Source organism: Azospirillum sp. A26 (genome assembly GCF_042604635.1).
Classification (GTDB): Bacteria; Pseudomonadota; Alphaproteobacteria; order Azospirillales; family Azospirillaceae; genus Azospirillum; species Azospirillum palustre.
Genome location: NZ_CP170477.1, coordinates 105,519 through 131,008, shown reverse-complemented (window position 1 = coordinate 131,008; position 25,490 = coordinate 105,519). Strand labels below are relative to the sequence as shown.

The window sequence follows — 25,490 nt, the reverse complement described above, 5'->3', positions numbered from 1 at the left end:
GATGCTGTTCGGTGTCATCACCACCATTTTTCCTGACGCGCCCGCCATCGGGGTGGTCAGACAGCACGTCGATGACCTGGTCCTTGTAGGGGATCGAAAGACACCTCCCGCTGCATCGTCGGACATCCGTCTTCTGAGTATAGACGACCAATTCGCAGAGTTTCCCGAATTTGCCGGCTTGATGCCTTTCAACCATTACGCTCGGAAAAACATCGGCTATCTCCATGCCATCGCTCGCGGCGCCACCATTCTGTTCGATACGGACGACGACAATGCTCCGACCGCCCAATGGAAGGTTCCGCAGCCTGAGATCGTAGGCGCGATTTCTGGCAAAGAATTTGCCAACATCTACCGTCTCTATTCCGATGACACGATCTGGCCGCGTGGACTGCCGCTGGACCACCTCCAGGATGCGCAAAATTTCACTGTAGAGGAGCGTCGCGGCAGCGATGCAGCCGTCGCGGTATGGCAGGGTCTGGCCGATCTCGCACCGGATGTGGACGCTGTTTGGCGGATGATCTACGACAAAGAATTTATTTTTGAAAAGACCCCGTCTCCCGACCATGTGGTCTTGGATGAAGGCACCTTCTGCCCGTTCAATTCTCAGAACACTCTGTGGATGGATCCGTCCAGTTTTCCGTTCCTTTATCTGCCCTGGACCGTCACGTTCCGCTTCACAGACATTTTGCGAGGATATGTAGCCTCTTTCGGCATCTGGCGACAGGGCAAACGGATCGGCTTCGGACCGGCCACTGTTGAACAAGCGCGCAACCCGCACTCGAATTTCAAAGATTTCCTCAGCGAAGTCCCCATGTATTCGCTCGGTCGAACCGTTTACGATGTGCTGGCCAAGAGCAATCTGAACGGCGGGGATAGCGACTTGCTGGTCATGTACGAGGATCTGGCGAGGGCGGGTATTGTCGAAAAAGAGGAACTCGTCTCTGTGGAGCGCTGGATCAATGAGATCAAGCGCCTGTGCTCCACAGGCCAAGCCGTTCCTTGAGCATAAGAGTACAGATCAGAACCGGTTCGAGCCGAAGCATGTCAATGGCTTCGGTTCCCCGGTAACAGGGGCAGGGCAGCAAGTTTTTCCGATCGTCCATTGCTGTCCTCCGACATCACATGATATCCGGACCATCGGGATATCCGGACTTCGCACATTGGACGGCCATAGAGCAGGCATCATGCAAAACCTCAAAGAAAACAAGGTCTCCATCTGCATTCCCACCCGCAATCGGCCTCATCTTCTGAGGAATATGCTGGATACTATCTTTTCACAAACATACGATAATTATGAAATAATTATTACGGACAATTCCGATAACGATGAAAGCAGGTATTTGGTTGAGAGTTGCGCAGACTCCCGCATTTCTTATCATAAGAATGAAAAAAACCTGGGGATGGATGGTAATGCCAGACGCGCATTCAGCTTTGTATCGGGAGAATTTTTCACATTTACCGCCGATGACGATTTGTGGGAGCCAGACAATCTTCGTCGAAAGGTCAACTTTCTGCGCCGGGTTCCCCAAGTCGATACATGCTTTTCAAATGCCAAACACATTCTGATGGATGGATCGCCCCATCCCCATCCGTTCCAAACAACCTATCGGGACGGGGTGGAGGCAATCGCCGATCCTTACTATCTCAATCCGATTTCTCTTCATTTTCCACCGGACACCCCCTTGTTCGTCAACACCTTGACTGGCGTTTACAGGACTGTCGAATATCTCCCTCTCTTGATAGAGTTTTGGGAGTGCGGATCAGAAGAATACGCTCAATGGTATCTGGGGCTTTCGGGTCGTCAGTTTGGATTCCTATTCGATCCCCTTATCATCATTCGGGATGGAGACCACAATTGGGAAATTCAAACGGAAGGAAACACACTTACTAATTATAGGAAATCTCCGGAGACACGGGCAGCTCAGCTCAACAAGATTTACACGACGCTTCATGAAAAGCACGGCCCAGAATTGAAAATGGTCGATAAAAAAACGGAACTGGTCATTTTTACTTTTCTTGTTGAGCAAATTGGCCAAGAAGCCGTTAAGTATATCAAAAACTTTCCACTCATAAACGTTCAAGATTTCAATAATTATATAATAGAGCGTAATAAAATTCTGAAAAACGGAAAAACTTTTCCTTAAATCTTTATATTTTAGATCTTGTCAGGCGCTTATTAAGCGCCTGACAAGATCTAATCAATTAACACTCGATAATATCCGCACTTATATCGAATTAATATTAGATAGTAATTCTAAGATTAAATCAATATATTATTCTGCAGAAAAATATATTTTTCTTAGACCGCGGGAGGTTTTAATCAGGAATATTAGGATAAATTACATTTATGTGCAATATTTCCCAATTATATTCTCAATATGGAATGCTGAACTCTTCTCAATAAAGAAAGCATTCTTGAATTTTTTCATCTCCGAACATCCATGGGTGGATCGGCCGCTTCATACGGCATGCAAGACACCGAAGGCGCGGTCCGCTTCACCCCTGCCCGGCGATCCAGGCCAGCATGTCGGAAACGCCGCGCCGCGCGTCGATTTTCGGCTCCCAGCCCAGCAGGCGGCGGGCCTTGGCGATGTCGGCGACGAAGATGCGCTGGTCACTGATGCGCGGCGGCAGACGCTCGAACGGCATCTCCACCCCGTGCAGTTCCTCCAGAAGACGGAACAGCTCCAGCAGCGACAGGCTGTTGGCCATGCCGCCGCCGATGTTGAACACCTGCCCCGCCACCGCGTCGGCCCGCTCCACCGCGCTGAAATAGAGGGTCTTCATGTCCTCGGCATGCAGCACGTCGCGCACCTGCTTGCCGGTGCCGCTGATGGTGAAGGGGGCCTTCAGTTGGCCGCGCCCGGCCTGGACCGCCAGACCGCAGAACCAGCCGACCCAGCCCTGGTCGGCGGTGGCGAACTGCCGGCCGCCATACATGGAGGAGTGGCGGAACACCACGGTGCGCAGCCCGAAGACCCGGTGGTGGTCCAGCATCATCTGGTCGGCCGAGCCCTTCGAAGTGCCGTAGGGCGAATGGAAGTCGAGCGGCGCGGTCTCGTCGAAGCCGTCGGGGAAGGCTGGGGCGACGTAGCGGGTCTCGGTCTCCTCGTAGGGCGTCCATTCCAGGTCGCCGTAGACCTTGTTGGTGGAGCTGTAGAGCACCAGGGCTTCGGGCGCTGAGCGGCGCACAGCGTCCAGCAGGTTGAAGCTGCCCAGCGCGTTGACCTCGAAATCGAGCCGCGGGTCGGCCAGCGAGGTGGTCATCGCCACCTGTCCGGCCAGATGGAAGACCACGTCGGGACGCATATCCGCCACCGCGCGCTGCACGTCGTTGGGATTGCGGATGTCGCCGTGGCGGAACTCGAACCCGCCCTGGCCACGCAGCCAGTCGAGGTTCAGCGTGCTGCCCCGACGGGACAGATTGTCGAAGACACAGAGATCCTCGCCTCGCTCCAGAACGGCGGCGGCGAGGTTGCTGCCCAGGAAGCCGCAGCCTCCGGTGATCAGGTAGCGCACAGGAGAACTCCGAAATTTTCAGGCAGGGTTTCGGGCGGGTCGAGAAAGGCCAGAACCCGCCGCATCCCCTCGTCCAGCGGGGTCGAGGCCTGCCAGCCGAGCCTTGCGGCGGCTTTCGCGGCATCGGCGACGATGCTCATCGCCTCGTCCGGGCGGTAGGGCAAGGCGCCCCAGACCAGGGCGTCGCCGCCATGGCCGACGGCCGCCGCCGCGGCCTCGCCCAGGGCGCGGATGGTGATCGGCGCGCCGGAACCGAGATTGACGATCTCGCCAGCCGGGAAGTCCGCCATCTCCGCCAGACGCAGGCAGGCCTCGGCCACGTCGCCGACATAGACGTAGTCGCGCAGCTGGCCGCCGGCGGTCAGTTCGGTCCGCCGGCCGTCGCGGCAGGCGCGCAGGATCATCGGCACGAACTTCGTGTCGTTCTCCAGCGGACCATACATGCCGAAGGGCCGGACCACGGCGAGCGCCAGCCCGCGCGACGCGGCGGTGCCGAGCGCCGCCAGGGTCGCCGCCGCCTTGGTGATGCCGTAGAGGCTGCGCGGGGCCGGCAGCGCGTCCTCGCCGATCGGACGGTCGGAGGGGCCGTATTCGTAGCAGCTGCCGACATGGATGACGCGGCCGGCTTTCGCCTGGGCCGCCGCGCGCACCAGATGCAGCGTGCCTTCCAGATTGGTGCGGGCCGACGCCGCCACGTCCTGGAACCGGTAATCGACACCGTAGGCGGCGCAATGGACGATCAGGTCGGGACGCGCGTCGGCCACCGCCGCCGCGATCTCCTCCCCCGGCGCCGTCAGGTCGAGCCGAACCGGCTCCGCCGCCACGCCGAGACGGGCGAGGCGCCAGTCGCCGCCGTTCTTGCGGCCGGCGGCCAGCACCGTCCAGCCGGCGCGGGCGAAACGGTCGGCGACATGCGCGCCGAGGAAGCCGCCGGAGCCGGTGACGAGGACGCGCATTGGGGCGCGCATTGGGACGCGCATCGCCCGGCCGCCTCAGCCGGCCGTCCGCGCCCGGACGAAGCTGCGGATGACGTCCAGCATATAGTCGATGTGGGCGGCGGTCAGGCCGGGATAGACGCCGATCCACAGGGTGCGGGCAGTGACGATGTCGCTGTTCGTCAGCTCGCCGACGACGCGGTGCGGGCGGCCCTTCATGTAGGGCTGGCGCAGCAGGTTGCCGCCGAACAGCTGGCGCGTGCCGATGCGGGCGCGGGTCAGCTCGCGGGTCAGCTCGTCGCGGCTGAAGGGGGCGCCGGTCGCCACCGTGATGGGGAAGCCAAACCAGGACGGGTCGCTGTTCGGCGTCGCCTCCGGCAGGATCAGCATGTCGGCCAGTTCGGCCATCCCGGCCTTCAGGCGGGCGAAGTTCGCCTTGCGCGCCTCGATGAATCCCTCCAGGCGGTCCATCTGGCCCAGACCGACGGCGGCCTGCATGTCGGTGATCTTCAGATTGTAGCCGAGATGGGAGTAAATGTACTTGTGGTCGTAGCCGTGCGGCAGATCGCCGAGCTGCCAGTTGAAGCGCTGCTTGCAGGTGTTGTCCTGGCCCGGCTGGCACCAGCAGTCGCGGCCCCAGTCCCGGAAGGATTCCAGCGAGCGCTTCAGCTTGGCGTTGCTGGTGAAGACCGCCCCGCCCTCGCCCATCGTGATGTGATGGGCCGGGTAGAAGCTGAGGGTGCCGACGTCGCCGAAGCTGCCGACCAGCCTGCCGTCATAGCGCGCGCCCAGCGCGTCGCAGCAATCCTCCACCACCCACAGCCCGTGCTTTTCGGCGACGCGGGTGACGGCGGCGAGGTCGAAGGGGTTGCCCAGCGTGTGGGCCAGCATGATGCCGCGGGTGCGCGGCCCCACCGCGTCCTCCAGCAGCCGCATGTCCATGTTGTAGGTCGGGATGTCGACGTCGAGGAAGACCGGGACCATCCCGTTCTGCAGGATCGGGTTCACCGTGGTCGGGAAGCCGGTGGCGCAGGTGATGATCTCGTCGCCAGGATTTAGCGCGCGGTCGCCCAGCAGCGGCGAGGTCAGCGCGGTCAGCGCCAGCAGGTTGGCGGACGAGCCGGAATTGACCGTCAGGACGTTGCGGGCTCCGAGGAACTCGCCCAGCCGCTTTTCGAAGGCGTCGTTGAAACGGCCGGTGGTCAGCCAGAAATCGAGGGCGGAGTCCACCAGCAGAGCCATCTCCTCGCCGCCATAGACCTTGCCGCTGACGGGGACCGGCGAGCGCTCGGCGTCGAAGGGCCGATCGGCATGGGCGACCTCCGCATATTCGGCCACCAGATCGAGGATCCGGCGGCGCAGGTCTTCCCGGCGATCCGCGGAACCGGCCGGAGAGGAGACGGCCGGCGAGGAGGAAGAGGAGGTCATGACGGTCTCACGGAAGGAACGGTGATGCGGAAGGACGCCGGCCGTCTCAGGCAACCGGACGGGCCTCGTTATACGCAAGAAGCTGGGCCGACATAAGGGCGGGGATGTCCCCGCCGCGGCCATAGGCGCGATACCACTCGACGGTGCGGGCCAGCGTCTCCGCCAGATCCCAGCGCGGCGCCCAGCCCAGCCGCTGCCGCGCCTTGGCGCAGTCGAGCGCCAGGAATCGGTTCTCGTGCGGGCCGGCGGGGCCGCTGTTGTCGATCCAAGCGGCGCCGTCGCCCCACAGCGCGGCCAGCCGGTCGGCCACCCAGTGGACCGGGCGGGCACTGCCCTCGGCCGGACCGAAGTTCCAGCCCTCGGCATGGGTCGCCGGCTCGGCCCAGGCGGCTTCGGCCAGCATCAGATAGCCGTGCAGCGGGTCCAGCACATGCTGCCAGGGCCGGGTGGAATGACGGTTGCGCACCACCGCCGGACGGCCGTCCAGGAAGGCGCGGATCAGGTCGGGAACCAGCCGGTCCTCCGCCCAGTCGCCGCCGCCCACCACGTTGCCGGCGCGGCCCGACACCAGGGCGACCGGGCTTTCCCCCGGCGGGAAGAAGGACTGGCGGAAGGCGGCGGTCACCAGCTCCGCACAGCCCTTGCTGTTGCTGTAAGGGTCGCGGCCGCCCATCGGTTCGGTCTCGCGGTAGCCCCAGACCCACTCGCGGTTCTCGTAGCATTTGTCGCTGGTGACGTTGACCACCACGCGCACGCTGTCGATCCGGCGCACCGCGTCGAGCAGATGCACCGTGCCCATGACGTTGGTGGCGTAGGTCTCCACCGGGTCGCGGTAGGAGCGCAGCACCAGCGGCTGGGCCGCCATGTGGATGAGGATGTCGGGGCGGGCGGCGGACAGCGCCGCCTCCAGCCGCTCGCGGTCGCGGATGTCGGCGATCTCGCTGCGGTGCAGACGCTCGCGCAGGCCCGACGCCTCGAACAGGCTGGGGCTGGTCGGCGGCTCCAGCGCGTAGCCGGTGACGCGGGCTCCCATGGCGGAGAGCCAGAAGCCGAGCCAGCTTCCCTTGAAGCCGGTGTGGCCGGTCAGGAAAACCGACTTGCCGGACCAGAAGGATGCATTCACGGACATGTTCGCGCTCATCGGGACGGTCACCAGCTCTTACCAGCTCTTCCAGGGCGGGTTGCCGGCGATCCACAGATCCTCCAGCAGGCGCTTGTCGCGGATGGTGTCCATGCACTGCCAGAAGCCGTCATGCTTCCAGGCATGCAGCTGGCCGTCCTCGACCAGACCGCGCAGCGGTTCCTGCTCCCACATGGTGTCGTCGCCGTCGATGTAGCGGCCGACCGTCGGCGACAGCACGAAGAAGCCGCCGTTGATGCGGGCACCGTCGCCCGGCAGCTTTTCCTGGAAGGCGGAGATGCGGTCGCCCTCCAGCTCCACCACGCCATAGCGGCCGGGCGGATGCACCACGGTCATGGTGGCGGCGCGGCCATGCGCCTTGTGGAAGGCGACCGAGGCGGAAATGTCCACGTTCCCGACCCCGTCGCCGTAGGTGAGGCAGAAGGCCTCCTCCCCCTCCAGATAGGGCAGCACCCGCTTGATGCGGCCCCCGGTCAGGGTGGATTCGCCGGTCTCGACCAGGGTGATGCGCCAGGGTTCGGCAAGGCGGCGGTGGACCTCGACCGTGTTGGTCCGCAAGTCGATGGTCACGTCCGAATTGTGAAGAGAATAGCTGGAAAAATATTCCTTGATGGCATAGCCCTTGTAACCCAGGCAGATGACGAAGTCGTTGATGCCGTGAGAGGAATAAATCTTCATGATGTGCCAGAGGATCGGCTTGCCTCCGATCTCCACCATCGGCTTCGGCCGCAGGTCCGTTTCCTCGGAAAGCCGCGTTCCAAGACCGCCGGCAAGTATTACAGCTTTCATTTTCCGCAGCTCTTCCAATTCAGGAGTGGACCATGGCAGACTATTAATCAACCCATGAAGAAACGATCAAGCACCGACGCCCAGGCGCGTCCATGGACGTCAAAGGTCACGGCGGAGAGTTGCCTCACAGACACCAGTCATGCTCGTCGGTGATCTCGGGATCGGGGATGTGGATGTCGCTGCCCGGCGGCAGGGCGACGAGGTTGACGGCGCCCACCCCATCGAAGACGTCCACGGGGTTTCCGGCAAAATTGCCGGGGTGGAACAGGCGCGCCGTGTGCCACCAGACCCGGTAGCCCATCGACCGGATCAGCCCGATCAGGGCGGGCGAGCGGTCGCGCCGGTCATTCTCCACATACAGCACCGGCCGGTGGCGCGCGATCAGCCCGGATGCGCCGCGCAGCACCGCCTCCTCCATGCCCTCCACGTCGGCCTTCAGCAGGCGGCAGGACGGCAGGGTGAAACTGTCCAGCGTCACCACCTGAACCGGCTCGCCATACTCCCAGCCGCCCAGACCGAGGGCGCCGAAATTGTTGGAGCAGGTCGGGTCGAGGGTCGGCACCCGGACGGTGCCGGGCTCGCTCCCCACCGCCAGGCGCCGGGCCCGCACATTGGTCACGCCGTTCAAGGCCAGATTGGCCGAGAGCATGTTGAACAGCATCTCCTGCGGCTCGAACGCGACGACCGTGCCGGACGGCCCGACCATGCGGGCCAGCGGCAGGGTCTGGGCGCCGATGTTGGACCCGACTTCGACCGCCACGTCGCCGGGACGCAGGACCGAACGGAACAGGGCCACCTCATATTCGGCATATTCGCCGTAGAGGTCGAGCGAGCGGCCGACATAGCGGTCGTTGCGGTTGTAAACCATCAGCCCGTGCCGGCACGGCCGCATGCGGTTGAAGCCACCTTCCAAATCCACAGGTCCGCCGATCATCCGCGTCTTTCCCCGTCAAGCCCGGTGTGAGCCGCGCCTTCCATGGCCGCGGTCCATGGCACCTGCTGTAATCCAAAGCCGAAACCGGAAGCCACGACTTTCCGTGCCATGCCCCGGCACCGGCATCCCGGGTCCGGCATTTCACCATGGCACAGGGGCGGGCGAGGCGCTAAACCTAGCCTTCGTCGCCACCTTCGGCAGTCCCTTCGGGAGAGCAGCCCCATGTGCGGTTTCGCCGGCTTCGCCGGACCCGGCGGCGAGCGCGACCTCGCCGTCATGACCAGCATCATCCGTCACCGCGGTCCCGACGACGACGGCGTCTATGCCGACAAGACCGGGGTCGATCGCAGCGGCGCCCTGGCCGTGCATCTGGGATTCCGCCGTCTCGCCATCATCGACATCGAGGGCGGCCACCAGCCGATGGCGACGGCGGAAGGCGATCTGGTCATCGTCTACAACGGCGAGATCTACAACGCGCCGGAGCTGCGCCGCGCGCTGGAGCAGGCCGGCCACCGGTTCGTCACCGACCATTCCGACACCGAGGTGCTGCTGCACGGCTACCGGGAATGGGGCCTGGACATGCTGGAGCGGCTGAACGGCATGTTCGCCTTCTGCCTCTACGACCGCCGTGGCGGCCGGCTGGTGATGGGGCGCGACCGCTTCGGCAAGAAACCGCTGTTCTACGCCGAGACGCCGGATGGGCTGGTCTTCGCGTCGGAGGCCACCGCCGTCCTGTCCCACCCGTCGGTGCCGGACACGCTCGACCGCACCGCCCTGGTCAAATATTTCGCCTACGGCTTCATCCCGGCGCCGCTGACCGCCCATGCCGCCGTGCGCAAGCTGCCGGGCGGCTGCAGCATGGTCTACGATCTGGCCAGCCGCCGGCTGTCGGTCAGCCGCTACTGGGAATACCGGATGGTGGTGGACGACCAGCCGCCGGGCGGTCCCGACCAGTGGGCCGAGCAGCTGCGCGAGCTGCTGGACCGCGCGGTGGAACGCCGCATGCTGAGCGACGTGCCGGTCGGCTTCTTCCTGTCCGGCGGCATCGACAGCGCCGCCATCGTCGCGCTCGCGGCCCGGCACCGCGACCCCGCTACCATGAAGACCTTCACCATCGGCTTCGACGAGCCGAGCTTCGACGAGAGCGGCTATGCGGCCGACGCCGCGCGCCATTACGGCACCGACCATGCCTGCCGCACTCTGAACCTCGACACCGCGGCGGGGATGCTGCCGGAGCTGCTGGGCCGGCTCGACGACCCGATCGCCGATCCCTCCATCCTGCCGACACACCTGCTGTCGCGCTTCGCCCGCGAACGGGTGACGGTGGCGCTGACCGGCGACGGCGGCGACGAGCTGTTCGCGGGGTACGACACCTTCGACGCGCTCAAGACGGCGCGGCTCTACCACCATGCCGTCCCCCGCCCGCTGCACCGGCTGGCGGAGGCGGTGGCCCACCGGCTGCCGCGGTCGGACCGCAACATGAGCTTCGACTTCAAGCTGCGCCGGGCGCTGCGCGGGCTGGGCCACCGGCCGGGGCACTGGATGCCGGCCTGGCTGGGCCCGGCGTCGGTGGAGGAGGTCTCGCGGCTGTTCGGCACCGACCTGACCGCCGACGAGCTGTATGACGAGGCCGACGCCCTGTGGCGCTCGGGCGCCAGCCGGCACGACGTCGACCGCTCCATCGAGTTCTACGGCCGCTTCTATCTGGGCGAGAATCTGCTGATCAAGGCCGACCGCGCCAGTATGTTCTGCTCGCTGGAAACCCGTTCGCCCTTCCTCGACCGCGACCTCGTCGCCTTCGTCAGCCGCCTGCCGGCCGGTGTGAAGCTCCAGCCGAATGGGCTTCGCGGCGGCACCCGCAAATGGATCCTGAAGAAAGCGATGGCCCCGCTGCTGCCGCCGGCGATCCTGTCGCGGCCCAAGAAGGGCTTCGGCATCCCCTTGAGCCGCTGGCTGCGCCACCTGCCCCAGCCGCCGCTGGAGACCGCGGCGCGCATCGGGGTGGACGGCAAGTGGCTGGCGGCGCGCTGGGACGAGCACCGCAGCGGGCAGGCCGACCACCGCGGCCTGCTGTGGGCCTGGACCGCGCTCGCCACCGCGCTGGACCGCCCGACCCGGACCCCGGCACCGACCCCGATGGAAAACGCCGCATGAGCTTAGACAGTCTGGATCGTCCGCTCTCCCGGACGCGCGGGGGAGCGGACATGCACGATGCTGCCCGCTCCGATGCTCCCGCCGGCCGCGGTTCGTCGTTCGCCCGCATCCTGGTCGGGCTGCTGCTGGGGCTGGGGGCGCTGATCGTCGCCTATCAGTTCGGCATGAACATGCATGCCAGCACCGGCCTGCCCTATTGGGACGACTGGGGCTATTTCTTCGGCACCGCCCAGGGCGTGCAGCAGCCGCTGACCGTCCAGTCGATCTTCGCCAAGGACAGCGACCATGTCGCGCCCTTCTTCAAGCTGCTGACCCACGGGCTGTGGCAGGCCGTCGGCGTCGATTTCCTCGCCTTCCGGCTGGTCGGCTGGCTGGCCTTCGCCGCCATGCTGGCCGCTTACGCCCTGGTGCTGCTGCGGGACTGCGTGCGCTCGGCCTGGGATGGGGTGCCGGTGGCGGCGGCCGGGCTGTTCCTGACCGGCACGCTGAACAACGAGTATTTCTATTACCAGCACATGGGGCTGGCCCAGCCGATCTTCTTCACCTGCCTGTTCCTGTTCCTGCACACGCTGGCCCGCGGGCGGCTGGTGCTGGCGACGCTGTTCCTGCTGGCCTTCGGCTCGACCGGGGTGTTCGGCGCCAGCTATGCCCTGGGTGCGGCGGGAGCCGGAGCGGTGCTGGCCCTGCGCCGGGACGGGGAACGGGATGGCCGGACGCTGGTGGCGGTCGGCGGCGGGCTGCTGCTGACCGCGGCGATGCTGTGGATGACCTTCCACGGCTCCTACGCCAATCACACCGGCCAGCCGCTGGTGCTGCCCTGGCACAGCGGCTTCTGGGCCTTCCAGCTGGGCGCCTTCGCCACCGCCGCCGGCCTGCCGGTGGAAGCGGTGGGGGCACCGCTGTCGCTGGCGGCGGGAGCGGCGGCCCTGGCGCTCTGCCTGATCCCGGCGGCGGGCCTGCTGATCGGCCGCGCCGGGCGGGAGAACCGCAACGCCGCCCTCGCCATCGCCGGGCTGATCGCCGGGGCGGTGATCGTCACCATGACCACCGCGCTGGGCCGGGCCGGGCTGTGCGGCGAGGGCATCGCCAACGCCATGCGCTGCGGCACCATTCCGCGCTACGCCTATCCGGTGCTGCTGGCCTTCCCCGCCGCGGTCGCCGGCTGGACATTGCTGGCCGGCCGCCGCACGGGGGTGGGAGCCGCTGCCGGCTTGGTGCTGGCCGCAGCACTCGCCGTCGGCCATGGCGCCGGGACGGACGCCTTCTGGCGGCACTGGAGCGTTACCGGCCTCAACCGCATGGTGGCGGAGCGTGACGCGGCGGCGGAGCGCTGCGTCGCGACATATCTGCACGCCATCCGCAAGCCGGCCGGATCGGACTCTGCCGGGATGGATTGGAGCCAGCCTCTGGTCTGCCCCTCCACCTCGCCGCGCAACATCGCGCCCTTCCTCCAGGCCGCCTACGATCTGAAGGCCGACTTCGTGCGGACGATCCTGGCCGACGCCGCGAGCCGGCCGGAGCGGGGGATGCTGGCGACGCTGCTGCAAGCGGGCAGGCTGGATGAAACGTCGGCACGGCTGCTGCTGGAAACGGCGCCGCGCGATGCCGGTTTGCTCGGCTCGCTCGACCGCTTCACGCAGCTTCCCTCCGGCTCGCTGGCGGCACTCGGCTGGGCTGTCGATGCGGCGGTGCCGGCGCCTGCCGCCTTCGTCCTGCTGGGGGTGGGCGACCGCATCGTCGCGACCGCCCCGACCGGCGGTGCGCGGCCCGACGTCGCGGCGGTCCTTAAGGACGGCCGGATGACCGACAGCGGCTTCGCCCTGCCCGTTCCGCCGGACTTGGCCGGTCAGCGGGTGCGGCTGTTCGTGCTGGGCCACGACGGCGGGCTGAAGGAACTGACGCCGCCCGGCGGGGTGGCGGCGACGCCCTGACGATGCCCCGATGCCAAAAGGCCCCGCACCGGGAACGGTACGGGGCCTTTTCTTTATTGGGCCGATCAGTCGCGGAGGCTGCGGTCCGGCGGCGGCGGCTCGTCGAAGTTCAGCATGGTCTTGATCGAATAGTGGCTCTTGCCCTGGCTCTCGAAATAGATGCGGACCAGCAGCTCGGCCAGCAGCCCCATCAGGATGCACATCACGCCGGTGACCAGCCCCATCGTCACCAAGAGCGGCAGCGGCGTCAGGATGAAGGAGATGCCGTCGACCAGCTTCAGGTAGATGGCATAGATGCCGGCCAGCACCGACAGCCCCATGAACATCAGGCCGGCAAAGCCGAAGATGTAGATCGGCTTGGTCTCGTACTGGGTCAGGAACTTCACGACCACGAGGTCGAGCACGACCTTCAGAACCCGCTCCAGCCCGTATTTCGACTGGCCGTGGCGGCGCGGATGGTGGCGCACCGGCATCTCGGTCAGCTTGGCGCCCTGCCAGCGGGCGTAGATCGGCACGAAGCGGTGCATCTCGCCATAGAGCCGGTAGCCCTGGAGCATCTGGCGCCGGTAGGCCTTCAGCGTGCAGCCATAGTCGTTCAGCTTCACGCCGGAGATGGTGGAGATCAGCTTGTTGGCCATCCGGCTCGGCAGCGTGCGCAGCAGGAAACCGTCCTGCCGGTCGGCGCGCCAGCCCGACACCACGTCGTATCCCTCGTCCAACTTGGCCAGCAGGCCGGCGATGTCCTGCGGATCGTTCTGGAGGTCGCCGTCCATCGGCACGATGACGTCGCCGCGGGCATGGTCGATGCCGGCCATCATCGCCGCGGTTTGGCCGACGTTGCGGCGGAAATTGATGACGCGGATGCGGCTGTCGGACGCCACCCGCTGCAACTCCGCCTCCGTCCCGTCGGTGGAGCCGTCATTGACGAAGATGACCTCGAAGCTGCGCCCCAGCCCGTCGAGCGCCGGGATCAGCCGGCCGCACAGAGGGGCGATGTTGTCCTCCTCGTTATAGACCGGGATCAGGACCGAGACGGAAACCGTGCCGGTGTCCGTGGTGGCGGATCCAGGGGCAAGCAGGAGGGTCATCGAACGGGTCCGGAGGCTGCTGGTCATCTGTGGGGGCGATGCCGGGCCATGGTATGGCCGCTGGGTCCGGCAAGCGCAACGGCTAATTGGGCGCAGGAACGGGGATGGCCGCTCGATCGGGCGCGATGCCGTGCGGCGATTCCACGCCCGCCGCCGGGAGGAGTGGGATGCCCGCCCGATGGGCTTTCCGTCTCACCTCACGAACTCGACCGGCGCGTCCGCCAGCCCCCAGACAGGGTTTCCGGTGCCGCAGATGTGGACGTAGCCAAGAGCGGTGAGAAGCTCCTCGATCAACCCGACCACTGCGATATCCTGTTCGAAGATCAGCCAATTCGGACGCTTGCGCCAATCCACGCCCAGGAGGACGCTGAGGTCCGCCCCCTGCATGTCGATGACGAGCAGCAGGTTGTCGATCCCGCCCAACGCAAGGGACCGCAGCGGCATGACATTGACGACGGTTTCGTGGATGGCGGCAAGATAACGGCCGATGTCCGACCGATGGACCTCGCTTTGGGATTGGCTTTCCCGGATCCGGAGTTCGATGCTTTCGCGGAAGAAGCTGCCCTGTCCGTACGCCCGATTGTTCGGCGGCCCGTCGCCATTCATCTCATCGGCGATGTCCGGGAGGATGTGATAGAATTTCCGCCTGCCCTCGTTCGTGCCCGCCGCTATCCTCACCATCAGCGTGTTCGGCCGGACGGCGTGAAGCCTGGACAGAGTCTCGAAACAATAGTCCCGCGGCTCGATCAGCACGGCGGAAACGGCGTTGTGCCGTTCGTCCGACAGATGGCGGTGAAGCGGGCCATCCATCATGCCGCCGGTGCCGATCTGGACCACGCCGCGGGAGCCGGTCATCCTGTCGAAGAAGAGGTCGAGGAAACCCCGCTCGTCCTTCGGCATCGGCAATTGCCGCCTGTCCGCAGGGTGCCGGCCAGTCGCCCAGGATTCATAGGACACGAAGGCGTATCCCGTTCCTTTGGCATCCGTATGCACCTGCTCGACCGGGCAAATCCGGCTGCCGACGCGCTCCCAAGCCGCATGGTTGACATACAGGCGTTCGGACCGGGTGTTGGCGAGGAAGGTCCCCAATGTTTCGTATTCGCTGAAGCCGGAAACTTCGGACAGGTCGGTCGCGGACAGAATGGCGTCGTACCAGCGCTTCCCGTGCCTGTTCTCGATGAACGCGACGAACTCGTCGAGCCACTCCCGGAAGATGGGAAAGCACTGGGCGATGAAGCTGAAATCCACGCGCTTTTCCAGCCCGGTCAGAGCCCGGATGGTCTGGAAATAGGGGAGGTGGTTTTCGCTCCCCTTGAAATAGACGAGATTGCCGTCCTGGATGAAGTTCAGATCGACCAACGGGATCGTGTCGGCGTCCCAAATAAGCAGCACATCGTCCGGAGCGGAGGGCAGGTGCAGGAGGCTGCTGATTTTCACGATTTGCTGATAATACCAGCCGGCCCGGGACCGGCATCCCTCCGGCATCCGCCTGGCGACATAGTCCAGATCGATGTCGGGAGCCGCGGCAGCCTCGGAAATCACCTCGAAACGGGGGTTGCCCACCGCCTTGAAGATCGGAACATAGTTTTCAGGGGTGACGACAACGTAGCGTTCGGCCTTGATGCGCCGAGGAATGGCATACGATGCGTGAATCCAGACATGAATGTCCTTGAGCGTCACAACGCAGACGACATTTTTTACAATCTTCGCCATTTCCCCAGCCACATGAGAAGTTTTGCGAAATATTTTATCTGCTGGTCACTGAAATTCATGAATAACTATACAGAATACATCGAACGCATCGCAAATCCTTCGGGCGGGAGAGAGGTGACGTTTGACTATTCTACAAAAGCAGTAGCGCAAGGCCTTTGAAAAAACCATCGCGCAAAGCCTGCGCTCAAAAATCCCTTTCTCCCGCAACGCCCGGCAGCATCGGTCAGGCGGTTCGATCGGAAGTCCGAAGCACCAGGGGAAAGCGGAGGCGTTCGGGTCAGGACGATGCCCGCTGCTCGCGCAGGACGGTCAGGTCGATGACGGCGCCCAGCATCGCCACCATCACCTGGAAGGCGAGGATGCCGAAGCCCAGCGCCAACGACTGGGCATGCGGGACGCCGACCAGATCGAGCAGGCCGACCAGCGACGCCTCGCGCAGGCCGATGCCGGCGACGGTGACCGGCATCAGCACGATCACCGACATCAGCCCGATCACCGCACTCCACACCGAAAAGGGCTGGTCGATGCCGACCGCCAGACCGAGGGCCTGGCTGCCGGCGACCGCCGCCAGCTGCACCGCGATGCCGCCGGCGACCGACAGAAGGGCCCGCCCCGGCCGGCGCGTCTGGCCGCGCCATGCCTCCAGGAAGCTGCGCAGCGGCCCGAGCAGCCAGGCCTCGCGCTTCGGCCCGGCCCGCCAGCCGAGCAGAGCCAGCAGGAGGGCGCGGGCCGGCGCCCAGGCCAGCAGCCCCGTCGCCGCGACCAGCCCGGCGAACACCAGCCCGACCGCGGCCAGCAGCCCATCGCCGAAGCGCGCCGACTGCATCGCCAGACCGCTACCGGTCAGCAGCAGCAGCCCGGCGATCCCTGTCACCTTGTCGAAGGCAACCGCCGAGACGATGTGGCCGCCGCCCGCTTCCCCCCGATTTTCGTCGCGGCTGAGCCGGTAGGCCTTCACCGCCTCCCCCGCCAGCTGGCCCGGCAGGACCAGCGCATAGAGCTGCGCCACCAGCGTGTAGGCGAGCAGCCGCCCCGCCCGCAGCTCCGGCAGCAGCACCCGCAGCTTCAGCGCATTCAGCACATGCATCAGGAAGAACAGCAGGCCCGCCAGCCCCATCAGCCCCGGCGAGGCCAGTGCCAGCACCCGCCCGACCTCGGCCACGTCGACCCGCCACAGCAGCAGGGCGACCAGCAGCGCGCTGACCAGGGCTTTCAGGCGGGGACCCATTTAAGGATGCCTTTTCATGAAGTCATGAAGTGACGCGATGAGGTTGTTCCCTCTCCCGGGGCAGGAGAGGGGGGAATCCTCACGATCCCGGCCGGCGGGCCAGCACGTAGATGTAGTCGCCATGCGACCAGGAGTTCAGGCGGAAGATGTGGTACAGCGCCTCGGCGAGGAAACGGCGGCCGGGGCCGTAATCGCCCTCGGTGCCTTGGCCGCTGGCGGCCCCCAGCACGTTGCGGTAGAGCGGCGAGAAGAAGGGGAAGCCCCACTCCACCACCCGCTCGACCTCCAGCCCGACCGACTTGATCTTGGCCTGCAGCTCGCCGCGGGCATAGTTGCGGTGATGGCCGACCGTGCGTTCGAAATCGCGCATCCGGCCCTGCAGGGTCGAGACCAGCAGGTAGCGGCCGGTCATGGCGGCGAGGTTGCGGAGTGCCGCGACATCGTCCTCGATATGCTCGACAACGTCGGTGCAGACCACCAGGTCGAAGCGGCGGTCGAGATGGCCGGCGGCGACGTCGAGCAGGCCGAACTCGGCATTGGGCGCCCGGCGGCGGGCGACGTCGATGGCCTTGGCGGCGAAGTCGAGGCCGGTGTAGCTGGCCTGCGGCTTCAGTGGCATCAGCGTGGCGAGCAGCGAGCCCTGGCCGCAGCCGACATCAGCCAAGCTGTCGTAGTTCAGCGGGCGCACCATCTCGGTGACGATGCGGCGCAGATGCCGGCCGGTCGGGCCGTATTTGCGCATGTCGTTCCAGCGGCGCTCCCAGCTGTCGTCGTAATCGACGCCCCCCGGGTGATCGGCCGCGGCGGCAGCGAGAGGAGTGTTGGCGGACTTGAATGCGTCGTCGCTCATGCGGGCCTCCGGCGCAGGATGAATTCGTTGCAGCCCGTCGGCACGCGCGGTGGACGGACCTCCAGCATGTCGAAGCCGAGCGCGTCCATCCGCGCCCGCACCTCGTCGGCACTGGCATATTCGTAGGGGTAGCCGCCGAGCCAGTCGGTCACGTCCACCCAGAACTCCATGCCGCGCTCCTTGCGCAGCGGGTTGGAGCCGGTGATCGCCCAGGTCGCCAGGAACATCAGCGATCCCAGCGTCCAGTCCCAGACTTTCCGAAGAAAGCCCGGCGACAGGTTGTAGACGATCTTGATCAGGGTCCAGATCGGCGAGGTCCAGTGGCGGTTGTAGAGCGCCAGCACGAAGGTGCCGCCCGGCGCCACCAGCGGGGCCACCGTCTCGATGGCCGGCCACATGGATCCGGTGTGGTGCAGCGAGCCCCAGGCATAGACCACGTCGAAACGGCCGAGCGAGCCGGCGAAGCCGCTGTCCAGCGCCGAGCCGCGGCGGAACTCGATGCGGTCGGCCAGTTCGGGCGCGAAACGGCCCAGGTTGCGGCGGGCGACCTCGACCCCGGTGGGGTTGACGTCGAAGCCCAGCGCGCGGGAAACGCCCAGCTTGCCGGCGGCGATGGTGAACAGGCCGGAGCCGGAGCCGACGTCGCAGAAGCTCGCGCCCTTCAGCCGGTCGGTCCCGACCAGCCCCTTCAGGCTGTCGATGGCCGCCACCAGCCGCGGCTCGTCCAGCACGGTGCGCGAGTAATGGTCCCAGTTCTCGCCGAAATCGAAGGCCAGGGCGGATGTCCCGGCCGGGGTGCCGCCCCCGCCCTCCGCCGTCTTCACCGGTTCCGCCACGCTGTCCGATCCCCTGCTGTCCGATCCGCTCTGCCGCGCCGCCATACGCTCCCGAAAGCCGCCGGATGTCAACAGCACGTCAAGCAGCGTGTATCCTTGGAAGGGCGGAGACCGGCGGGCAAGATGAACACGGATTTCACGGATTTCGACACGGATTTCACGGATATGGCATTGCGAAGCAGCCGCTCCGGAAAAGGCAGGCGCATCGCCAAGATCAAAAAAATCCGTGAAATCCGTGTTTTAATCCGTGAAATCCGTGGAGATGTTGCCAAACACTCCCGTACTTCGCAGAAGCGGCCGAACGCCTCACTCCGCCTCTCAATCCACTTGGGCCGACCGGCCCCGCTCCGCCGCTTTGCTCCCGGCGAGCGACAGGTCGCGGTAGGCGGCGGCGACGGCGCGCCAGGAGAAATGATCGACCACCCGGCGACGCCCTCCCTCGCCCAGCCGGCGGCGCAAGGCCGGGTCACCGGCCAGACGGGCGAGTGCTGCGGCGAGTGCCGGGGTGTCGTCGGCATCCAGCATCAGGCCGGTCTCCTCCTCCACCACCAGATCGCGGTTGCCGGCGATGCGGGTCGCCACCACGGGCAGGCCGGCGGCCATCGCCTCCAGAACCACGTTGGGCATGCCCTCGTCGCGCGAGGGGAAGACGAAGGCGTCGGCGGCGCGGTAGGCGGCGGGCAGCTCGTCGCGGCCGAGCCAGCCGCGGAACGCGATGCGCTCCGACAGTCCGAGCCGGGCGGCCTGCGCCTCCAGCTCCGGCCGGGCGGGGCCGTCGCCGACGATGGTCAGGGCGACGCGGTTGCGCGTTTCAGGGGGAAGGCCGGCGAGCGCATCGAACAGCACGTCCAGCCCCTTCTGCCGCACCACGCGGCCGACGAACAGCAGCGACAGGCGGTCGTCGTCGCCCCGCGCGCCGGTGGGCGAGAAGCGGACGGCGTCGACGCCGTTGGGGATGATGGCGACGGGCTGGTCCGGAGCGAAGCGGCGGGCGAGGTCGGCCAGCCCCTCGCTGTTGGCGACGACGGCGGAGGAGCGGCGCCACAGCCAGCCGATCACCGGGCCGGCCAGCCGGTGGTAGAGCGAGATGCCGTCATACTGGAAGCCCGGCACGTCGCCGCCGCGCAGGCTGACCACATAGGGCACGCCCGACAGCGCCTTCACCATCCAGGCCGCAGGACCGCAGGGCAGGCCGAAATAGGCGATGGTGGCGTCCGGGCGCCAGCGGGCGGCGATCCAGGGCGCCATCGCCAGGGAGCTGGCGAGGAAGGCCAGCATCTCCACCACCGAACTGCGGTCGCGGCGGCGGCGCAGGGTGGGGATGCGGCGGATCTCGACACCGTCGGCCCGGCGTTCCACCCGCGGCAGATCGCCGAAGGCGGAGGTCAGCACCAGCACCTCCTCGCCCAAGGCTGCCAGTTCGCGCGCGGTGTTGTCGGTGGCATTCGCCGCCCCGCCGCCCAGCGGCGGAAACTCGTAATTGATCAGCAGAAGCCGCGCCATGCCGCCCGCCACACTCCCCGTTCGACGAGCGCCATTGATGGGCGGTGACGGGCGGCGATGCAAGCGGTCAACCCGCTTCACCGTCTCCCAGACCTTTCCCGGCCCTCTCTCGGCTGTCTTCCGGCCGGCTCCCGTCCTTTGCAGCACAGGCCATCTCTGCTACTGATCCGGCCGGTTCCCGATGCTTCTCCGGAACCGGTTCCTCAACCGGGGCGATGCGGTCTTCCATGAACATCCAGCAAGCCTTCACCACGGCGCTCGGGTTCCAGCAGAATGGCCGGGCCGAAGAGGCCACCCGGCTGTATGGCGAGATCGTTGCCGCCGATCCCCAGTTCGCCCCGGCCATCAACAATCTGGGGCTGCTGCATGCCGACGCCGGCCGCGACGGCGAAGCAGCGGCGCTGTTCCGCCGCGCCCTGAGCCTGACGCCGAACTCGTTGAACGGCTGGACCAACCTGGGGGGGCTGATGGTCCGGCTCGGCCGGCCGGAGGAGGGGGTGCGGGCCTACCACGCCGCACTCCGGCTGAAACCCGACCAGCCGGCTCTCCTCAACGAACTGGGCATCCAGCTGGAGCGGCTGAAGCGGACGGACGAGGCCCGCGAAATCTTCGCCCGCGCGGCGGCCCTGGCGCCCGGCGATGCGGAGATCGCCAACAACCACGGCGCCCTGTTGCGCATGGACAACCAGCTGGAGGAGGCGGCGACACGCTTCCGCCGCGCCATCGTGCTGAACCCGCAGCATGCCGGGGCCTACAGCAACCTGGGATCGACGGTGAAGGACAGGGGGCGGTTCTGGGAAGCGCTGCCGGCCTTCCGGCGTGCGACCCGGCTGGATCCGAATTTTGCCGGCGCCCATTGGAACGAGTCCCTGGTCAGGCTGCTGCTGGGCGACTTCGCCCGGGGCTGGCGGGGATATGAATGGCGCTGGAAGCACGGCCGCCTGCCCTCGCCGCAGCGCAGCTTTATCCAGCCGCGCTGGGACGGCTCGCCACTGCGCGGACGGCGGCTACTGGTCTATTGGGAGCAGGGGTTCGGCGACGTGCTGCAATTCGTCCGCTATCTGCCGCTGCTGGCCCAGTCAATCAAAGGGACAAGCAAGGGGGCAACCGGAGGGGTGGCCGGCGGCGACGGACAGCCGATCTATCTTGAATGCCAGGGGGCGCTGCTGCCGGTGCTGCGCGGCCTGCCCGGCACCATTGCCGTGGAGACCGGCAAGCCGCTGCCCGACTTCGACGTTCAGATCCCGGTGCTGAGCCTGCCGGCGCTGTTCGGCACCCGGCTGGAAAGCGTGCCGTCCCGCGTTCCCTACCTGTCGGCGGAACCCGACCTGGTGGCGCGCTGGGGCGGGCGGCTGACGGAAGCGGCAAAGGACGGGGGCGGGCTGAAGGTCGGCATCGTCTGGGCCGGATCGCCCACCCACGGCAACGACCGCAACCGATCCGTCGGCCTCGCCCCCTTCGCCCGGCTGGCCGCCATCCCCGGCGTCAGCCTCGTCTCCATCCAGAAGGGACCGACCGAGGGGCAGGCCGCAAACCCGCCCGGCGGCTTCCCGCTGCTCAACCTCTCGCCCGACATCAGGGACTTCGCCGACACCGCCGCCATCATGACCGGCCTCGACCTCGTCGTCTGCGTCGACACCTCCGTCGCCCATCTCGCCGGTGCCCTCGGCGTCCCCGTCTGGGTCCTCCTCCCCTTCGCCCCGGACTGGCGCTGGATGCTCGACCGCGAGGACAGCCCCTGGTATCCGACCATGCAACTCTTCCGGCAGGACAAGCCGGGATCGTGGGACGACGCACTCAACCGGCTCGAACGCGCCCTGCGCGAACGCGCGTCCGGATAAGGAAGGGTCAAAGGGCGGCGTAAGGGCCGTCGCGGTGGACCATCACCAGATCGACCTGCCACATCCGCTCGTCCCCGGACCGGTAGAGCGGATCGACGATGTCCCAGACCTGAAACCCATTGGCCGCCATGACATCGACGATGGGAAGCAGGCGGGCATCGCCACCGGCAACCGTCGCCTCGATCGCGAAGACGGCATCCGGCCGCATCAGGGTGGCGGCGCCGGCCAGCACCTCCAGCTCGAGCCCGTCGACGTCGATCTTCACCAGCATCGGCCCGGCATGGCCGCACCTGGCGCACAGACTGTCGAGCGAGACGGCGGGCACCGTGCGCCGGTCGGGCAGACTGCCCGGCGCCGCCCCAGCCACGGCCTCCGCCACGATGGAGGAATAGAGCCGGTCCTCGGACACGGCCAGCGGCACCGTGCCGTCCCGGCGGGCGACGGCGGCGATGTGGTACTCGGCACTGCGCAGCTGTCCGCACAGAGCCTGCAGCGCCGGTTCGTTCTCCGCCACCGGCTCGATCAGCACATGATGGGCGTCGGGAAAGACCTCGTAGAGCGGCGGAGTCCCGGTCTGGGCGCCGACATCGATCACGGTGGCGGGCTGGAAGCCCCGGCCGCGCAGAAGCGACAGCGCCTTGTGCTTGCTTTGGCGGACCATCGTCCGCTGGGAACGGATCAGCCCCAGCAGCGTCGCCGCCATCGGATTGCCCGGGCTGGCGCGCAGGATGGCGCGGTAGAACTCCTCCGCCCGTTCCAGGTCGCCGGAGAGATGGACGTCAAAGGCGATCTTCAGGCCGTCGGCGATGCTCACGGCGACTTCGGCTCCCCTGCCGGCGACCGCGGGCAATCCGTTTTCCGCGATCATGACGGAAGGATTCGCGCACGGCGGCGCATGGATGGCTGATTATAAAAGTGCCGCGCCAGACGGACTGGCGCGGCACAGTTTTGGCTGGAACCCTTTCCCGGGTCCGTAGCAACAGTTGATGATATCTACCCATTAGTTCAAGCGCGTTCTTGCGAAAGGGTCAGGTTTCCGCGTCGCCGGCCCTGTATTTCCCGCAAGGCGGGGTCCATGCGGTTTTTACGGGGACCGCCCCCGCCTGAAAGCCGCGATCCGCGGAACCGCCGGGCGCGACTCGGAACAACGGGTGGAGGGCAGCGGGCGGTGGGCTTGCCAGGGGTGGGGATGCCATGGGATGAAGCGGCGGCCTCCCTCTGCCCACCGGTCCGCGCCATGCCCCTTTCCACCCCCGACGCCACCCTTCAGGCCGCACTCGACGCCGAACGGACGGGAGATCGCGAAAACGCCGGGGCGCTCTGCCGCCGGCTGCTTGGGCAGGGCTCCAGCGGCCGGCACGCCCTGGCCGCGCATGACATGCTCGCCCGGCTGCTGGTGGGGCAGGACATGGCGGCGGCGGCCGATCATGCGCTTTCCGCCTGGAGGATGACGCCCGCCGATCCGACCCGCCGCTCCAACCTGTGGCAACTGCTGACCCATCTGGGCGAGGCCGGCGACGTCGCCCGGTTCCAGGGCCGCCGGGACTGCGTCGGACTGGTGGCGCTGGGCAATGCGCTGCGCCGCGACGGGCAGGCGCTGCGCGCCGAGCGGACCTATCGCCGGGCGCTGGAGCTGTTTCCGGAGATGCCCGTCACGCTGAGCCGGCTGGCCTGCCTGTGCGCCGAGCAGCACCGGCTGGAGGAGGCCGACGCCCTGTTCCTCCAGGCGGCGGAGCGCCATGGCGGACGCGATGCCGTCACCCGCACCGCCCCCGCCTTCCTGGCATCCCTGCGCGAGGGACCGGCGCCCGCCGGCATCCGCGCCACGCTCGCCGAAGGGGCGGGAAGCGCCGACCGGCCGCTGGTGGTCTACGCGTCCTGCGACGCGGTCTATGCACGCAAGTTCCTGCCGACCCTGGTGCGCTCCATCGTCGAGGACAGCGGCCTGGACTGCGCCATCGCCCTGCACCTGATCAATCCCGATGCCGAAGCCGAGGCGACAGTGGCGTCCCTGGCCGCCACCCATGGCGCCGGCCGCTTCATCGTCCTGCGCGAGACCATCGACCTGACGCCGCTGGGCGACAACGCCAAGACCTATTACGCCTGCAGCCGCTTCCTGGTGCTGCCCGATCTGCTGGCCCACTGGCGGCGGCCGGTGCTGATGCTGGACGTCGACCTGCTGGCCATCCGCGACCTGAACCCGCTGCTGGCGACTTCCGCCCACTCGGACCTGGGCGTGATGAGCCATGCGCTGAAGCGGCTGGACATCTGGAGCCTGCTCTACGCCGACGTGCTGCACATCCGGCCGAGCATGGAGGCGTGGCGCTTCCTCGACCTGACCCGGCGCTACATCCGTCACTTCCTCGACCGCGGCCTGCCGGTCTGGTTCCTCGACCAGGCGGCACTTGCCGCCGTCCATCTGGCGGGCTTCGCCGGGCAGGCGGCACCGCGCCTGACAATCTATCCGGTCGACATCCACAGCAGCACGGTGATGGTCGATGGCGAAGGCCGCTATTGGACCGACGACAGCGCCTATTTCTATTCGGTCCGCGCCACCGGCGGCGGCCAGCATGCGGTGCACCGGCTGAAACGCCGGGCCGGCACCACCGCCGACGTGACACAGGGGTGAGGCCGCCCGCCACCACGCCCACCGATAGGACATGGCAGCAGGTGCACAGAACATAAAGTCATGATTTTATGAATCATGATTTCATGCTTCTTCTTCATGACGTGAAACCACTTCCATCTTTCCTGTTCTTGCGTGTAAATCCGCGAAGCTCCCGCTCGGGTCAGCCCGCTCTCCATCCCCTGCTACCGGGAACCACCGCATGGCTCGGATCATCAGTTTCGCCTCCACCAAGGGCGGCGTCGGCAAGACCAGTCTGGTCATGGCGCTCACCTCCGAACTGCGCCGGCGCGAGGCGAGCGTGCTTCTGCTCGACTGCGACCCCAACCGGCATCTGGCCGAATGGGCGCGGCGGCGCAACGATGCCGGCGTGCGGGTGCTGGACGAGATCACGGAATCGAACGTTCGCCAGACGGTGCAGGAGAATGCGCCGAGCTTCGACTACACGCTGATCGACTTGGCCGGATTCGGCAACCTGACCATGCTCTACGCCTTCTCGGTCAGCGACGGGGTGCTGATCCCGACCCAGCAATCCTTCATGGACGTGAAGGAGACTGTGCGCACCTTCAAGGTGGTGGCGGACTCCGTGGGCGTGCTGAAGCACACGCCGGCCTCCAGCGTGGTGATCGTCCGCACCCAGGCTGCCATCGAATCCCGCGTCGACCGCCATGCCCGCGGCCTGCTGGATGAACATGGCGTTCCGGCCTTCCGCACCGAACTGATCGAGCGCTCGCTTTTGAAGGAGATGACCTACACCGGCCACGGGCCGGGCGAGGTCAATCCCGACAGCAACGCCGACCTGAACGTCCGCGCCCTGACCGACGAATTCGTCGCCTTTCTGGAAAGCTCTCCGGCCAACCCGCTGATCCCGCGGGGGTGAAGGCGGGCCACAGCCCCGGGCAGGATGCCGCGGAACTTGGGACATGAAGAGAGCTAATGGTATTTACTTATGATTTCATGAAATGAAATCGATA

Annotated in this window: 20 protein-coding genes; 7 read left to right on the top strand and 13 right to left on the bottom strand. The window is 66.4% G+C overall.

The window, feature by feature from the left end; genetic code table 11:
* Position 1 precedes the first annotated feature (1 nt).
* Entirely contained in the window at positions 2–1,003 is a 1,002-nt protein-coding gene (locus ABNQ39_RS35525) for a hypothetical protein (RefSeq protein ID WP_376967548.1), read from the top strand.
* Positions 960–2,144 carry a glycosyltransferase family 2 protein gene (locus ABNQ39_RS35520; RefSeq protein ID WP_376967546.1) on the top strand — a complete coding sequence of 395 codons (1,185 nt, stop codon included), beginning with the start codon at positions 960–962 and terminating at the stop codon, positions 2,142–2,144. The genes ABNQ39_RS35525 and ABNQ39_RS35520 overlap by 44 nt, the downstream gene beginning before the upstream one ends.
* Before the next feature lie 352 nt (positions 2,145–2,496).
* Here the strand turns inward: ABNQ39_RS35520 and ABNQ39_RS35515 are convergent, their stop codons facing one another.
* From ABNQ39_RS35515 to ABNQ39_RS35490, 6 genes are all read right to left on the bottom strand, one after another.
* Entirely contained in the window at positions 2,497–3,519 is a 1,023-nt protein-coding gene (locus ABNQ39_RS35515) for a GDP-mannose 4,6-dehydratase (protein WP_376967544.1), read from the bottom strand.
* Positions 3,507–4,487 (bottom strand): NAD-dependent epimerase/dehydratase family protein, encoded by a 981-nt coding sequence (locus ABNQ39_RS35510; protein ID WP_376967542.1) that lies wholly within the window; start codon positions 4,485–4,487, stop codon positions 3,507–3,509. The genes ABNQ39_RS35515 and ABNQ39_RS35510 overlap by 13 nt, the downstream gene beginning before the upstream one ends.
* A 24-nt stretch (positions 4,488–4,511) precedes the next feature.
* Positions 4,512–5,882, bottom strand: coding sequence for a lipopolysaccharide biosynthesis protein RfbH (rfbH, locus tag ABNQ39_RS35505; protein ID WP_376967540.1), 1,371 nt, complete (start codon positions 5,880–5,882; stop codon positions 4,512–4,514).
* A gap of 46 nt (positions 5,883–5,928) precedes the next feature.
* Entirely contained in the window at positions 5,929–7,011 is a 1,083-nt protein-coding gene (gene rfbG, locus ABNQ39_RS35500) for a CDP-glucose 4,6-dehydratase (RefSeq protein WP_376967538.1), read from the bottom strand.
* Between the two features lie 30 nt (positions 7,012–7,041).
* A complete protein-coding gene (gene rfbF, locus ABNQ39_RS35495) occupies positions 7,042–7,812 on the bottom strand; it encodes a glucose-1-phosphate cytidylyltransferase (protein WP_174474601.1) in 771 nt (256 codons plus the stop codon).
* A gap of 124 nt (positions 7,813–7,936) precedes the next feature.
* The gene (locus tag ABNQ39_RS35490; protein WP_376967536.1) at positions 7,937–8,746 is read right to left on the bottom strand and encodes an FkbM family methyltransferase; all 810 of its coding nucleotides are present in this window, start codon (positions 8,744–8,746) and stop codon (positions 7,937–7,939) included.
* A gap of 222 nt (positions 8,747–8,968) precedes the next feature.
* On the opposite strand from ABNQ39_RS35490, the gene asnB reads away from it, so the two are divergent.
* Together asnB and ABNQ39_RS35480 are read left to right on the top strand one after the other, a co-directional pair.
* Positions 8,969–10,900 (top strand): asparagine synthase (glutamine-hydrolyzing), encoded by a 1,932-nt coding sequence (gene asnB / locus ABNQ39_RS35485; protein ID WP_376967534.1) that lies wholly within the window; start codon positions 8,969–8,971, stop codon positions 10,898–10,900.
* A 50-nt stretch (positions 10,901–10,950) separates the two neighbouring features.
* Positions 10,951–12,831, top strand: a complete 1,881-nt coding sequence (locus ABNQ39_RS35480; protein ID WP_376967532.1) for a hypothetical protein — start codon at positions 10,951–10,953, stop codon at positions 12,829–12,831.
* 65 nt (positions 12,832–12,896) lie between these two features.
* Here ABNQ39_RS35480 and ABNQ39_RS35475 read toward each other — a convergent pair whose 3' ends face one another.
* The 6 genes from ABNQ39_RS35475 to ABNQ39_RS35450 form a co-directional block, all read right to left on the bottom strand.
* Entirely contained in the window at positions 12,897–13,919 is a 1,023-nt protein-coding gene (locus ABNQ39_RS35475) for a glycosyltransferase family 2 protein (protein WP_098734517.1), read from the bottom strand.
* A 192-nt stretch (positions 13,920–14,111) separates the two neighbouring features.
* On the bottom strand, positions 14,112–15,632 hold the full coding sequence (locus ABNQ39_RS35470) for a DUF6492 family protein (RefSeq protein ID WP_376967529.1): 1,521 nt from the start codon (positions 15,630–15,632) through the stop codon (positions 14,112–14,114).
* A gap of 277 nt (positions 15,633–15,909) precedes the next feature.
* A complete protein-coding gene (locus ABNQ39_RS35465; protein ID WP_376967527.1) occupies positions 15,910–16,860 on the bottom strand; it encodes a lysylphosphatidylglycerol synthase transmembrane domain-containing protein in 951 nt (316 codons plus the stop codon).
* Positions 16,861–16,939: 79 nt separating this feature from the next.
* Positions 16,940–17,710 (bottom strand): class I SAM-dependent methyltransferase, encoded by a 771-nt coding sequence (locus tag ABNQ39_RS35460; protein ID WP_376967525.1) that lies wholly within the window; start codon positions 17,708–17,710, stop codon positions 16,940–16,942.
* Positions 17,707–18,624, bottom strand: coding sequence for a class I SAM-dependent methyltransferase (locus ABNQ39_RS35455; protein WP_376967523.1), 918 nt, complete (start codon positions 18,622–18,624; stop codon positions 17,707–17,709). The genes ABNQ39_RS35460 and ABNQ39_RS35455 overlap by 4 nt, the downstream gene beginning before the upstream one ends.
* A gap of 240 nt (positions 18,625–18,864) precedes the next feature.
* Positions 18,865–20,049 (bottom strand): glycosyltransferase family 4 protein, encoded by a 1,185-nt coding sequence (locus tag ABNQ39_RS35450; RefSeq protein ID WP_376967521.1) that lies wholly within the window; start codon positions 20,047–20,049, stop codon positions 18,865–18,867.
* Positions 20,050–20,276: 227 nt separating this feature from the next.
* Between ABNQ39_RS35450 and ABNQ39_RS35445 the strand changes: the two genes are divergently transcribed.
* Positions 20,277–21,890, top strand: a complete 1,614-nt coding sequence (locus tag ABNQ39_RS35445; RefSeq protein WP_376967519.1) for a tetratricopeptide repeat protein — start codon at positions 20,277–20,279, stop codon at positions 21,888–21,890.
* Between the two features lie 7 nt (positions 21,891–21,897).
* On the opposite strand, the gene ABNQ39_RS35440 is transcribed toward ABNQ39_RS35445, so the two are convergent.
* Positions 21,898–22,704, bottom strand: coding sequence for an FkbM family methyltransferase (locus ABNQ39_RS35440; RefSeq protein ID WP_376967517.1), 807 nt, complete (start codon positions 22,702–22,704; stop codon positions 21,898–21,900).
* Between the two features lie 423 nt (positions 22,705–23,127).
* Here ABNQ39_RS35440 and ABNQ39_RS35435 point away from each other — a divergent pair, with 423 nt between their 5' ends.
* The gene (locus ABNQ39_RS35435) at positions 23,128–24,519 is read left to right on the top strand and encodes a tetratricopeptide repeat protein (protein ID WP_376967515.1); all 1,392 of its coding nucleotides are present in this window, start codon (positions 23,128–23,130) and stop codon (positions 24,517–24,519) included.
* 199 nt (positions 24,520–24,718) lie between these two features.
* Positions 24,719–25,396 (top strand): ParA family protein, encoded by a 678-nt coding sequence (locus ABNQ39_RS35430; RefSeq protein WP_109046996.1) that lies wholly within the window; start codon positions 24,719–24,721, stop codon positions 25,394–25,396.
* Positions 25,397–25,490: the final 94 nt, after the last annotated feature.